General features: G+C 55.4%; 12 protein-coding genes. 3 read left to right on the top strand and 9 right to left on the bottom strand.

From position 1 onward, the window contains the following. Positions 1-4: 4 nt before the first annotated feature. Positions 5-655 (bottom strand): TRAP transporter small permease subunit, encoded by a 651-nt coding sequence (locus AC2T28_RS15305; RefSeq protein WP_486748613.1) that lies wholly within the window; start codon positions 653-655, stop codon positions 5-7. Positions 656-852: 197 nt separating this feature from the next. After that, the gene (locus tag AC2T28_RS15300; RefSeq protein ID WP_486748614.1) at positions 853-1,863 is read right to left on the bottom strand and encodes a C4-dicarboxylate TRAP transporter substrate-binding protein; all 1,011 of its coding nucleotides are present in this window, start codon (positions 1,861-1,863) and stop codon (positions 853-855) included. A 508-nt stretch (positions 1,864-2,371) separates the two neighbouring features. Here AC2T28_RS15300 and acs point away from each other — a divergent pair. From acs to AC2T28_RS15285, 3 genes are all read left to right on the top strand, one after another. Beyond that, complete coding sequence (gene acs / locus AC2T28_RS15295; protein ID WP_486748615.1) at positions 2,372-4,330, top strand: acetate--CoA ligase; 1,959 nt, start codon at positions 2,372-2,374, stop codon at positions 4,328-4,330. A gap of 10 nt (positions 4,331-4,340) precedes the next feature. Next, positions 4,341-5,024 (top strand): adenylate kinase, encoded by a 684-nt coding sequence (locus AC2T28_RS15290; protein WP_486748616.1) that lies wholly within the window; start codon positions 4,341-4,343, stop codon positions 5,022-5,024. A 111-nt stretch (positions 5,025-5,135) separates the two neighbouring features. Beyond that, positions 5,136-5,636: a flavin reductase family protein gene (locus tag AC2T28_RS15285; RefSeq protein ID WP_486748617.1), complete on the top strand. Its 501-nt coding sequence runs from the start codon at positions 5,136-5,138 to the stop codon at positions 5,634-5,636. Positions 5,637-5,679: 43 nt separating this feature from the next. On the opposite strand, the gene AC2T28_RS15280 is transcribed toward AC2T28_RS15285, so the two are convergent. The 7 genes from AC2T28_RS15280 to hydA all read right to left on the bottom strand — a co-directional run bounded on the left by AC2T28_RS15280 (position 5,680) and on the right by hydA (position 12,567). Then, positions 5,680-6,525, bottom strand: coding sequence for a 4Fe-4S dicluster domain-containing protein (locus tag AC2T28_RS15280; protein ID WP_486748618.1), 846 nt, complete (start codon positions 6,523-6,525; stop codon positions 5,680-5,682). 325 nt (positions 6,526-6,850) lie between these two features. After that, on the bottom strand, positions 6,851-7,834 hold the full coding sequence (locus AC2T28_RS15275) for an ABC transporter substrate-binding protein (RefSeq protein WP_486748619.1): 984 nt from the start codon (positions 7,832-7,834) through the stop codon (positions 6,851-6,853). 192 nt (positions 7,835-8,026) lie between these two features. Beyond that, on the bottom strand, positions 8,027-8,872 hold the full coding sequence (locus AC2T28_RS15270; protein ID WP_486748620.1) for an ABC transporter permease: 846 nt from the start codon (positions 8,870-8,872) through the stop codon (positions 8,027-8,029). Further along, positions 8,869-9,798 (bottom strand): ABC transporter permease, encoded by a 930-nt coding sequence (locus AC2T28_RS15265; RefSeq protein ID WP_486748621.1) that lies wholly within the window; start codon positions 9,796-9,798, stop codon positions 8,869-8,871. The genes AC2T28_RS15270 and AC2T28_RS15265 overlap by 4 nt, the downstream gene beginning before the upstream one ends. Next, a complete protein-coding gene (locus AC2T28_RS15260) occupies positions 9,795-10,253 on the bottom strand; it encodes a GNAT family N-acetyltransferase (RefSeq protein WP_486748622.1) in 459 nt (152 codons plus the stop codon). Before AC2T28_RS15260 ends, AC2T28_RS15265 begins: the two co-directional genes overlap by 4 nt. After that, positions 10,246-11,055, bottom strand: coding sequence for an ABC transporter ATP-binding protein (locus AC2T28_RS15255; RefSeq protein ID WP_486748623.1), 810 nt, complete (start codon positions 11,053-11,055; stop codon positions 10,246-10,248). Before AC2T28_RS15255 ends, AC2T28_RS15260 begins: the two co-directional genes overlap by 8 nt. Positions 11,056-11,112: 57 nt before the next feature. Further along, positions 11,113-12,567: a dihydropyrimidinase gene (gene hydA, locus AC2T28_RS15250; protein ID WP_486748624.1), complete on the bottom strand. Its 1,455-nt coding sequence runs from the start codon at positions 12,565-12,567 to the stop codon at positions 11,113-11,115. Positions 12,568-12,587 lie beyond the last annotated feature (20 nt).

The raw sequence follows: 12,587 nt of genomic DNA, 5'->3' as shown, positions 1-12,587 counted from the left end.
CCCCTTAGTCTTTGCTGGCCGAGCCATTGTCGGCTCCGCTCAGTTGTTCTGCTTCAGCCGCAGCTTGCGCGGCTGCGCTTTGGATCAATGGCACCGCAACTGGTGTTTCCAGCCCCAGAACCAGCGCACGACCATAGCCCCAGGCCTGCAGCGTCAGCCGTAAGCACAACACCGAAAATGCAACCGGCACCATTAGTTTGGCAGGCCAGATCGGCAGGCTGATGTCAATCGAACTGTCGCGGCTCCACAGCGGTGCGGCAAAATCAAAGGATCGGTCAAAATGGGACCAGCTGCCCCAGACCAATGCCATCATCAGCAGCAGGATCAGCAGGACGGAGATCAGCTCGAACAGCCACATGGCACGCCCGCGCAACGATCCGATCAGAATATCCATACGAATATGGGCGCCGTCACGTTGCACATAGGCAATGCCCATAAACGCAATCAGCGGCATGGCTTGTTCAATCCAGTCCACATACCCGGGCAAAGGCGCGTTAAACGCATTGCGCCCACCAACCGAGACCACCGCCAGTATCATCAGCGAAAAAACCGCGAGACCACTGACAAGGGCCAAGAATTGTTCAAGCCGTAACAATTGGCCATCTAACCGACTAATCAAACTCCCGTCTTCCAGAACCGCTGCGCCTGTTGCCATGGATCAGAACCCCAATACGTGCTGCCCCTAAACCCGCAAAATCTCGGTGCATCAATCGCCGGAATTTTCGAAAATTCCGGACAAGAAAATTTGAATTTTCTTGGTGCGTTGCCGATCAGACCGGGTGGGAACAGTCAAGTTTTCAGTGCAAAAAAGGGCCGAGCATTGACGCCCGGCCCAAATCAGATTTGACCCGCTTACTTGCGCTGATCTGCCAGTGTGTCCATGACTAGATCATACAGTTCTTGGGCTGGAATGCCCTGTGCAGTCATGTCAGCAATCCAGGCTTCACGGATCGGATCAGCGGCAACCTTGCGGAACTCAGCCAGCTCAGCCTCGGAAATCTCGACCTTGGTAACGCCTTTTTCCACCAGAACATCGTCCCACTTGGACAGCAATGCGCCATAGTTTGCCAGGTAATGTTCGATCGCTTCATCAACCGAGCTATCCAGCGCTTCACGCTCTGCATCGCTCAGCATCTCATAGGCATCAGTATTCACAACAACCGGGCAGTTTACGGTGCCGGGGTTCAGGTTGGCGGTCCACCATTCGGCGCGGTTGATGGTGCCAAAGGCCAGGTGTGCGTGCTGGGCAAAGGCAACGGTGTCTACAACACCGGATTCCATTGCGTTATAGGCTTCGGTTGCTGTTACCGATGTTGGCACCGCCCCCACGGATGAGAACGCTTTGCCGATACCACCGGTGGCGCGAACACGCATGTCTTTGAACTCTGCCAGCTCATCACGAGGCTCACCAGTGCCAACGATGTTGTACTGCGGCATCGGCGAGGTCATCAGCAGTTTGGCGTTCCAGCGTGCCAGATCGGCCTGAACCGCAGGGTGCGCGTAAACAGCGTGGCTCACAGCAACCTCTTCTTCCAGCGTGTTCACGCCCAGGAATGGAAGTTCCAGCACGGTGATGGTTGGGTTCTTATCGCGGTGATAACCAGCACAGAACTGCGCCATTTCAAATGCACCGATGGAAATCCCATCCAGGTTTTCTTTGTTTTTAGAAAGGCCACCATAAGAAATGTTCAGAGTGAACTCGCCGTTGGTCTTTTCGCTAACAAGCTCAGCCAATTTCTCAACATGTTCGGTAAAGGCGCGGCGCTTGCCCCAAACAGAAACGTTCCATTCGGTCGCGGCCGCTTCGGATACGAGGCCAAAACCAGCAGTGGCCATAACAGCCGCAGTCAACATCTTAGTCATAATAAATCTCCCAATTTGCGCCCTTGTCGCGGGGCGCTTGATCGTAAGCTAACGATTAGCCGCAGCGCTGCCAAGACCCTGCAACCAAACCATGTTTCCTTTCAAACCGCCTATTTCAGCCCAATCAAGGTGACTCGCACCGTTTACGCGCGCGATCATCCTTGTTTCTTATGACCTTATAAGCCCACCCAACACGTCACAGGTGTACAGTACATTTTTTGTGATCCCGCGCTGTTTTTATGGCCTTGTGTAGAAAACAACTTTGCACCGACACCTTAACTGCTAAGCGTTTGTATTTTAACCACTAACCCAAAACAGGCATCAGCAACTTTACAAAGTCAAAAAAGATTCGGAAAATCGTTTACAAGCAAATCGTTATTTTCCCGTCGCTTATTCACATATTTTCAACCTACTCTATGATCGTCGCCGAGGATGGAAACAGTTTGCCTGCCCTGCCCCTTGGGCGGTCGCGTGGCAAACTGCAAAAAATATTAGGGAGGGACCCTGGATGACCACGCAACACGAGAGTGCCGTTTATCCGCCGTCAGCCGAAACCGTTGCGCACGCGCATGTCGACGCTGGAAAATACGAACAGATGTATGCAGCATCTATTGCCGACCCAGACGCGTTCTGGGGCGAGCAAGGAAAACGTGTTGATTGGATCAAACCCTTTACTCAAGTCAAGGACGTCAATTACAATTTTGGCGAGGTCTCGATCAACTGGTATGCCGATGGCGCTCTGAACGTCAGCGCAAATTGCATCGACCGTCATCTTGAAACTCGTGGTGACCAGACCGCGATCATCTTTGAGCCGGACAACCCGGAAGAAGAAGCCCAACATATCAGCTATTCCCAGCTGCATGGCTCGGTGTGTCGTATGGCTAACGTCCTGGCCTCGATGGGGGTCAGTAAAGGTGACCGTGTAATCATCTATATGCCGATGATCCCCGAAGCGGCTTATGCCATGCTGGCCTGTGCCCGTATTGGTGCGATCCATTCAATCGTGTTCGCCGGTTTCAGCCCTGATGCGCTGGCCGCTCGTGTAAACGGCTGCGAGGCCAAGGCTATCATCACCGCCGATTATGCACCTCGCGGTGGTCGCCAGACCCCACTCAAGGCCAATGCCGACACCGCGCTGGAAAACTGCGGAGATGATGTCAAATGCTTGGTGGTCAAGCGCACCGGTGGCGACATCAACTGGGTTGAAGGTCGCGACTACGACTATAACGCCATGGCTGCCGAGGCCTCGGACAGCTTTGAACCCGCTGTGATGAACGCCGAAGACCCGCTGTTCATCCTCTACACATCAGGCTCGACCGGTCAGCCCAAGGGTGTGGTTCACACCACTGGTGGCTATCTGGTCTATGCGGCAATGACCCACGAGATCACCTTTGATTACCACGATGGCGACATCTACTGGTGTACCGCTGATGTGGGCTGGGTCACCGGACACAGCTATATTGTCTATGGCCCGCTTGCCAATGGTGCCACCACACTGATGTTCGAAGGCGTGCCCACCTATCCTGACGCCAGCCGGTTCTGGCAGGTTTGCGAAAAACACAAGGTGAACCAGTTCTACACCGCCCCAACCGCGTTGCGCGCCTTGATGGGCCAAGGCAACGAGTGGGTTGAAAAATGCGACCTGTCCAGCCTGCGCACTCTTGGTACCGTGGGTGAGCCCATCAACCCCGAGGCCTGGACCTGGTACAACGACATTGTTGGTGGCGGCCGCTGCCCAATCGTTGACACTTGGTGGCAGACCGAAACTGGCGGTCATCTGATGACCCCCCTGCCTGGCGCCCACGCCATGAAGCCCGGCTCGGCGATGAAGCCCTTCTTTGGTATCGAACCGGTTGTTCTGGACCCCACTTCAGGCGTCGAGATCAAAGGTAATGATGTCGATGGTGTATTGTGCATCAAAGACAGCTGGCCCGGCCAGATGCGCACAGTCTGGGGCGATCACAAGCGTTTCCAGAAAACCTACTTCGCCGATTACAAAGGCTACTATTTCACCGGAGACGGCTGCAAACGCGATGCAGATGGCGACTACTGGATTACCGGACGCGTGGATGACGTGATCAACGTATCCGGTCACCGCATGGGTACCGCCGAAGTCGAAAGTGCGCTGGTGGCCCATGTTGCCGTCGCCGAGGCTGCCGTGGTTGGCTATCCGCATGACATCAAAGGCCAGGGTATCTATTGCTATGTCACTCTGATGAACGACGCCGAACCCAGTGATGAGTTGCTGAAAGAGCTGCGCACCTGGGTACGCACCGAGATTGGCCCAATTGCCAGCCCCGATGTGATCCAGTGGGCCCCTGGCCTGCCCAAGACCCGGTCTGGCAAAATCATGCGTCGTATCCTGCGCAAGATTGCCGAGAACGACTTTGGCAGCCTTGGCGACACCTCGACATTAGCGGATCCATCGGTGGTGGATGACCTGATCGCCAATCGCGCTAGCAAATAAGGGGACCAATATGGACGCGACTGTCTCCACAACCCCCGCCGTTCTCATACTTCTCGGCCCTCCGGGCGCCGGGAAGGGAACCCAAGCGCGCATGCTGGAAGAGCAGTTTGGGCTGGTTCAATTGTCAACTGGCGATTTGCTGCGCGCAGCAGTAGCCGCTGGCACCGAAGCAGGCAAGGCTGCCAAAGCTGTAATGGAAGCCGGCGATCTGGTCAGTGATCAGATCGTCATCGACATCCTGCGCGACCGATTGGGCGAACCTGACTGCGCCAAGGGTGTGATCCTGGATGGGTTCCCCCGCACCACTGTTCAGGCCCAGGCCCTGGATGATCTGCTGACCGAGACCGGCCAAAAGATCAACGCGGCCATCAGTCTTGAGGTCGACGATGCGGCTATGGTCACCCGGATTTCGGGCCGCTTTACCTGTGGCATGTGTGGCGAGGGCTATCACGACAGTTTCAAACCACCTGCCAAACAGGATATCTGCGACAAATGCGGCGCCAGTGACATGAAGCGTCGGGCCGATGACAACGCAGAAACCGTGAGCTCACGGCTAGAAGCTTACCACGCCCTAACTGCCCCCTTGATTGCCTATTATGGCGACAAAGGCGCGTTGCAGACAATTGATGCAATGGGCGAAATCTCGGCAATTGCTGCGTCCATGGCAACACTGGTCAACAAGGCCGTTCGCTAAACCAGTTCAGCCCCGGCATCCCCGGGGCCGAACATTCAAACACGTAATAAGGTGGACAAAATATCACACGCGTGTCAGGTCAACGTCGGTGACCAATTAAGAGCGCGCGACATGTCCGAGAGCACATTTATACCTGGACCAGACCACGGCCTTGCCTATCGCAAGGCCCTGAGCTGTTTTGGCACTGGTGTAACTGTTGTGACCACCATGACAGCCCGTGGCCCGCTGGCAATTACAGCGAACAGCTTCACATCGGTTTCAATGGACCCACCATTGCTGCTTTGGTGTCCTGCCAAGAAATCACTGCGTCATGATGCCTTTGTTAAGGCCGAGCATTTCACCATTCACATCATGGCCGAAGATCAGTTGGATCTGGCCAAGCACTTTGCCCTCAACGGTGAAGATTTTGACGCAACACAGTGGGAACCAAACGCAGCAGGCACTCCCACTCTCCCCGGCTGCATTGCCCATTTTGACTGTCGCCATTTTGCCTGCCACCCTGGCGGTGATCATTCGATCCTGATTGGCGAAGTTCAGACAGTCACCACCCGCCCCGGTAAAGGCTTGCTATTCAAGCAGGGCCTGTATGGTGGCTTCTTGGAACAGGGCTGACAGAGCCCTTATAGGCTTAAACACAACGGTGCAGCATCAGATGCTACACCTCGGCCGAGGTCTGCTTTCCCCATATCAGCTTGGCCAACCGATCCATCGCCGATTTGATTTCTATTGGTTGCTCTTCCAAAACGTCCGAAGCAGGTTCAGCCTGCTTTAGCGGCCGCCCACCCTCAGCCTCGGCAAGCGGGTTCATCCGTGGATCCAGTCTCAGGGCATCAGAGGGACAGATAGAACAACACATGCCGCACTGGATACACTGGCGTTCTACCATAGTCAGATCGCCAGTACTTTCATCGATGGACAAGGCATCGGTAGGACACACCCAAACACAACTTTGACACCCGGTACAGGCCGTGAAATCAAGAGAGATCGTTCCATAAGGCGCATCTGGTGGCAGCGGTACGGGAGATCTGCTTGCAGGCAACAAAGCAGTGGCACAGGCCTGCACACTGGCCCGGCGCCGCGTGGTGCTAGCAGGCCGATCCGCGCGCCAGCGACCTGAAACCTTTGGCAACGCAACCATCACATCAACAAGACTTTGCTGCGGCCCAAAAAGCTCAACACGGCCTTTGCCACCCAAGGCAACTGTCAAATCGACCTCTTGCTGCTGCACTGCTCTCGACGTTGGTAGAGACAACTGCTGCAACACAACCCTGTCAAACCCAAACGCCAATGCCTGCAGGATATCAGCATGGCCGATATGATCTAAACTGCACACTTCAACCGCATGCACCCAGGCTGAAACGCCGAGATTCTGGACATCACAAACATCACCGCGTGCAGCGGCATCGTACAGCAACAAAACCTGAGTTTGCCGTTTTTTCCTATGGCGTGAAAATGCAGCGTTGCAGATATCCAGTAGTGGCAAATCTGACTGCCTACCCATCGGGCTCTGAAGCGTTACGCTCTTGGTCCACTGTAGTTTATTGTGGCGAAAACAATGTCCTGCGCTTGCCACATTTGGAAAATGGCACAAACACATATCAGTTTGTTTCCAATCAGGCATTGTCACCCCTTCTGGGCTGCCAGAGCTAACGAACTCAGAACACAAAACATACATTCTACTTGTTGATTAATAGTTCGCCATGCGCGCAACTCAAGATAGAATTCAACGTCAAGCTGCGCTTTTCTTGTACTTTAATAAATCAGCCCGCCGTGCAGGACACGGCGGGCTAACTTTAGTCGGGCTTAGATTTTCTAGTCGCCAAAGCTTACTTCAACGCAGCATCGGTAATTGCATGTGTCCAGGCCCCTTCTGGCATCTTGGTAATCACTGGGTCTGATCCGCCACCCAACAATGTCGATACGGTACGTTCAAAATCTGCTGGATCCAGGCTGCCGTTGCTGCCAGCGGTCAATTTGGCGATTTCAGCCATCATGCGCTGCTGATGAGCCTCGGTCTGTGCGCCAGACGCATCATTATCCAATACGATGTCAGCAGCTTCGCTTGGGTTGGCCTCGGCGTATTTCCAGCCTTTCATTGATGCACGCACAAAGCGAACCATCTTGTCCTGGAACGCTGGATCTTCAAGATTAGCCTCTAGCGCATAAATGCCATCTTCCAGTGTCGCAACGCCCTGGTCTTCGTACTTAAACGTCACCAACTCGTCCTCGGACACACCCGCATCTAGAACCTGACCATATTCATTATAGGTCATGGTCGAAATACAGTCCGCCTGACGCTGCAGCAGTGGGTCAACGTTAAAGCCCTGCTTCAGCACGGTCACACCATCGTCACCACCATCGGTGCTGATGCCCTCTTTGCTCATCCAGCTCAGGAATGGGTATTCATTACCATAGAACCAAACGCCAATGGTCTTGCCTTTGAAATCTGCAGGGCTGGTTATGCCGGTGTCTTTCCAGCAGGTCAGCATCAGACCCGAAGTTTTGAAAGGCTGGGCGATATTGACCACCGGCAGGCCTTTTTCACGTGCCGCCAAGGCCGACGGCATCCAGTTCAGCATTACGTCAGCGCCGCCACCGGCCAGAACCTGCGGTGGAGCAATGTCCGGACCACCAGGCAGGATGGTCACGTCCAAATCCTCTTCGCTATAGAACCCCTTGTCGAGCGCCACGTAGTAGCCAGCGAATTGTGCCTGTGTCACCCATTGCAGCTGCAGGCGTACCTCGTCGGCGGCCTGCGCAGTTCCCGCAGCACCCAGTGCTACAGCAGCAGCTGTCAAAATGTGTTTCATTGGTATGTACTCCCTGTGGTTGTGGTCAAAGCTTGCAAGAATTTGACCATCCGTTCAAAGTTTATCTTATCCCTTTGACAAAGCGCTTAATGCCTTGCCCGAATTTTGAGCACCAATAGCCGTAAAACGGCTCCGGAGTGCCCAACCGGTTCTACAGCGCCCCTCCTCCGAGGCGCTGCAGTATCTCAAATCTCAACGCCGCTGCGACGGGTGCCAGAATGTTAGCGACTTCTCGACCAGCGCAACCGCACCGTAGAACATCGACCCTGCCAGCGCCGCCACAACGATCTCAGCCCAGACCATGTCCAGCGCCAGTTGCCCCACGCTAGTGGATATCCTGAACCCCATACCTACGGTTGGGGAGCCAAAGAATTCCGCCACAATGGCGCCAACCAAGGCAAGCGTGGTTGAGATCTTCAGGCCGTTAAAGATAAACGGCAGCGCCGCTGGCAGGCGCAGCTTGAAAAAGCTCTGCCAATAGCTGGCCGCATAGGTCTGCATCAGATCCCGCTGCATAGCGCTGGTTTCCCGCAAGCCTGCCACCGTGTTCACCAGAACCGGAAAGAACACCATGACCACAACAACAGCGGCCTTGGAGTGCCAGTCAAAACCAAACCACATCACCAGAATGGGTGCCGTACCCACAATCGGCAGCGCGGCGACAAAGTTTCCAACCGGAAGCAAACCACGGCGCAGAAAATCACTACGGTCCATCACAATCGCCATCAGGAATGCCGCCGAGCAACCAATCACATAGCCACTCAAGGCTCCCTTCACAAAAGTCTGCAGGAAGTCTTCCCACAGTTTGGACAGATTGGCACCAAAGGCAGCACCGATATCTGTCGGCGCCGGCAGGATCACGAGCGGAACTTCAAGTCCCCGCACCAGAAATTGCCAGACCAGCAACAGCGTCACCCCAAAAATTAGCGGCACCAGTAATTGAACTTCGCGTGTTGCCGAGCGTGGCCCATTAGCCAAGCGGCTATTCAGCCACCAGCCGCCGCACCAGACGAGAACAGCCAGGATAACCATAATCATGCGCCCATCCCCATCCGTTTCAAAACGGATCGCTCAATCAATCCCAACAGTGCCACCAAACAGGCCGCCAGAATGGCCGCAGCAAACAGCGCCGACCAGATCTGCACGGTCTGGCCGTAGTAGCTACCGCCCAACAAGCGTGCGCCCAGTCCGGCCACGGCACCCGTTGGCAGCTCACCCACGATGGCCCCAACCAGCGAAGCAGCTATACCAATTTTCAGCGAGGCAAACAGATAGGGCATCGACGCTGGCAGCCGCAGCTTCCAGAAGCCCTGATTGGTGCTGGCGTTATAGGTGCGCAGCAGATCCAGCTGCATCCCATCCGGGCTACGCAAGCCTTTGACCATGCCCACCACAACCGGGAAGAAGCTCAGATAGGCCGAGATTACCGCCTTGGGCAGGATGCCTTGAACGCCAATCGAATAGAGCACCACAATGATCATCGGTGCCAGTGCGATAATTGGAATGGTCTGGCTAACAATGGCCCAGGGCATCACCGACATTTCCATCACCTTGGAATGCACAATGCCAACAGCAAGCAAAATACCCAATCCAGTGCCAATGGCGAAACCCAACAAAGTCGCGCTCAGCGTCACCCAGCCATGAAAGAACAGGCTGCGCTTGGACATTATCTTGCCTTTCAGCACCATGGCCCCTGTGGTCTTCCACAACTCTTGCGCCACCTGATGTGGCGCTGGCAGACGTGGTCGATCCTGTGCCCAAGTAGCCGGTATGGCAAAGCTGTTATCCAGCACCAGACCTATCTCTCCCATGTCACGCCGATCTTTAGCACCAGCGGGTGTCACCTCGGCCCCTGCGCGTTCAGCTTCTGTCAGTACCCCTTTGATATTCATAGGCAAACAGGCCGCGTACCATAAGGCAATGATGGTGGTAAGAACGGTCAAAACGGCGATCATGGTCTTCATGCCCGCCACTCCATTCTCAGCTCACGAATGCCGGTTTTCTCGCGCTCTTCTAGCGGTACAAGGGTACTTGGTTGCCCTTCCTCCAATTCAGCTACAGGAGTGAACCCTTCACGCATGTAAAACTGCTGTGCGCGTGTGTTTGGTACATGGGTGTTGAGCGATAGAAAATCGCGCCCCTCTTTGGCGCGGTCCAACAGGGCCTTGCCAATGCCGCTGCCAGGCTGCGCGCAGTAAAAACCCCAAATATGGGCGATCTCACGCTCCAGCGACAGATACCCCTGGACCGGATCACCAGCCACCCAGATTTCACGATGGGACAGCCCCACACTCAGCATGCTCTCAATATCTTCCGCCGGAAGATCGCGCTGCATCCACTGGGTATCATCTATCCAACTGTTCACGATACGCGCCATGTCTGGCACATCGCGTTGTTCGGCCTGTCGTACCTCAGTCATCTGCATGCCCCGCACGCAGGCCTTCGCGCACCCGGTGTGCGACCTCGATGAACTCGGGACTGTCACGAATATCCAGCGGCCGCTCTTTTGGCAGCGGGCTTTCGATGACATCAGTGATCCGCCCCGGTCGCGGGCTCATCACCACGATCTTGGTCGACAGATACACCGCCTCGGGGATCGAGTGGGTGACAAAGCCAATGGTCTTGTTGGTGCGCGCCCAGAGCTTCAGCAACTGCTCGTTCAGGTGGTCCCTCACGATTTCATCGAGCGCGCCGAACGGTTCGTCCATCAGCAGGATGTCCGCGTCAAAAGCCAGCGCTCGAGCGATGCTGGCCCGCTGCTGCATGCCACCGGACAACTGCCACGGGTATTTGCCACCAAAGCCTGACAATTCAACAAGTTCTAACACTTCGTTAACGCGCTTTTCCTGCTCCGCCTTGGAATACCCCATGATCTCAAGCGGCAGCTTGATGTTGCGCGCAATGTTACGCCAAGGGTACAGTCCCGACGCCTGGAACACATAGCCATAGGCGCGCTGACGCCGCGCCTCGTCCGGGGTCATGCCATTCACGGTAATCTCGCCACCGGTTGGCTGCTCCAGTGCCGCCATCACCCGCAGGAATGTGGTCTTGCCGCAGCCCGAAGGCCCGATAAAGCTGACAAAGTCGCCCTTATTGATGGTCAGGTTCACATCTTTCAGCGCCTGAACCGGCCCGTCATTGGTGGGAAACACCAGATCCAGGTTCCGAGCTTCGACGACGGCCTTGGTCACATCAGCCTGGGTAGTCGTTTCAATATTCATTCTATTGCCTTGATAACACAGGGTATTGGGCCGCCATTGCCAGCGACCCTCTGCTGATTAAACGCCGGTGTCCGGTATACCCGAACGCTCCACTGGTCGTGGTGCTGTCAGCTCTTTCCAGGAACTCAGCGCCTTGTTGACCGTCGTATTTGCCTCGCGCGACACAAACTTGCCGTGCCCCTCTTGGCAACGGATCTCGCCGTCGTGCACTGCCACATGGCCCCGGGTTAATGTAAAGCGCGGCAGGCCTTTGACCTCATGCCCCTCGAAGACATTGTAGTCGATGGAGCTTTGCTGGGTAGAGGCCTGAATAGTCTTACTTTTCTCAGGATCCCAGACCACCAGATCGGCATCCGCCCCAACCAGAACCGCGCCCTTCTTGGGATAGCAGTTCAGGATCTTGGCGATATTGGTCGAGGTCACGGCGACAAACTCATTGGGCGTCAAACGTCCGGTGCCCACACCATGGGTCCACAGCATCGGCATCCGGTCCTCTAGCCCACCAGTGCCATTGGGAATCTTGGTAAAGTCGCCCACACCGCTGCGTTTTTGATCGGTGGTAAAGGCACAGTGGTCAGTTGCCACCACCGACAATGACCCGGACTGCAAGCCATTCCACAGGCTGTCCTGATGTTGCTTGTTGCGGAATGGAGGTGACATCACCCGGCGCGCCGCGTGGTCCCAATCAGGGTTGAAATACTCGCTCTCATCCAGCGTCAGGTGCTGGATCAGCGGCTCACCCCAAACCCGCTTGCCCTGCATCCGGGCACGGCGAATGGCCTCGTGGCTATCCTCGCATGAAGTATGCACCACATAGAGCGGCACGCCAGCCATATCGGCAATCATGATCGCGCGGTTGGTGGCTTCACCTTCGACCTGGGGCGGGCGGGAATAGGCATGCGCCTCGGGGCCATTATTGCCTGCTGCCAACAGCTTAGCGGACAGTTCTGCCACCACATCGCCGTTCTCGGCATGCACCATGGCAATGCCGCCCAGCTCGGCAAGACGTTGGAATGACGAATACAACTCGTCATCGTTCACCATCAACGCGCCCTTGTAGGCCATGAAGTGTTTGAAGGTGTTGATGCCGCGTTCCTGGATGACGGTTTTGATGTCGTCAAACACCTGCTCGCCCCACCAGGTCACCGCCATGTGAAAGGAATAATCACAGTTTGCGCGGGTCGATTTGTTGTCCCAGCGTTTCAGCGCATCCAGCAGGCTTTCACCAGGATTTGGCAGCGCAAAATCGACCACCATAGTGGTGCCACCCGCCAATCCGGCCCGCGTGCCGCTTTCAAAATCATCCGAGCTGTAGGTGCCCATAAATGGCATCTCAAGATGGGTGTGCGGGTCAATCCCACCGGGCATCACGTAACAACCGGTTGCGTCAAGCTCCTCATCACCTTTCAGGTTCGGACCGATCTGGGTAATCACCCCATTTTCAACCAGAACATCCGCTTTGTAGGTGAGGTCAGCCGTGACGATTGTACCGTTCTTGATGACTTTACTCATTGTAATAACTCCCTGTTTTT

The organism is Parasedimentitalea nitratireducens (assembly GCF_057444295.1).
The sequence above is the reverse complement of the archived record's forward strand: the minus strand, read 5'-3'. Positions and strand labels throughout refer to the sequence as shown.

What these genes read in the sequence shown, in the direction of transcription:
- AC2T28_RS15305 (WP_486748613.1), bottom strand. Translation starts at nt 655, where the DNA reads ATGGCAACAGGCGCAGCGGTTCTGGAAGACGGGAGTTTGATTAGTCGG.
- AC2T28_RS15300 (WP_486748614.1), bottom strand. Translation starts at nt 1,863, where the DNA reads ATGACTAAGATGTTGACTGCGGCTGTTATGGCCACTGCTGGTTTTGGC.
- acs (WP_486748615.1), top strand. Translation starts at nt 2,372, where the DNA reads ATGACCACGCAACACGAGAGTGCCGTTTATCCGCCGTCAGCCGAAACC.
- AC2T28_RS15290 (WP_486748616.1), top strand. Translation starts at nt 4,341, where the DNA reads ATGGACGCGACTGTCTCCACAACCCCCGCCGTTCTCATACTTCTCGGC.
- AC2T28_RS15285 (WP_486748617.1), top strand. Translation starts at nt 5,136, where the DNA reads ATGTCCGAGAGCACATTTATACCTGGACCAGACCACGGCCTTGCCTAT.
- AC2T28_RS15280 (WP_486748618.1), bottom strand. Translation starts at nt 6,525, where the DNA reads ATGGGTAGGCAGTCAGATTTGCCACTACTGGATATCTGCAACGCTGCA.
- AC2T28_RS15275 (WP_486748619.1), bottom strand. Translation starts at nt 7,834, where the DNA reads ATGAAACACATTTTGACAGCTGCTGCTGTAGCACTGGGTGCTGCGGGA.
- AC2T28_RS15270 (WP_486748620.1), bottom strand. Translation starts at nt 8,872, where the DNA reads ATGATTATGGTTATCCTGGCTGTTCTCGTCTGGTGCGGCGGCTGGTGG.
- AC2T28_RS15265 (WP_486748621.1), bottom strand. Translation starts at nt 9,798, where the DNA reads ATGAAGACCATGATCGCCGTTTTGACCGTTCTTACCACCATCATTGCC.
- AC2T28_RS15260 (WP_486748622.1), bottom strand. Translation starts at nt 10,253, where the DNA reads ATGACTGAGGTACGACAGGCCGAACAACGCGATGTGCCAGACATGGCG.
- AC2T28_RS15255 (WP_486748623.1), bottom strand. Translation starts at nt 11,055, where the DNA reads ATGAATATTGAAACGACTACCCAGGCTGATGTGACCAAGGCCGTCGTC.
- hydA (WP_486748624.1), bottom strand. Translation starts at nt 12,567, where the DNA reads ATGAGTAAAGTCATCAAGAACGGTACAATCGTCACGGCTGACCTCACC.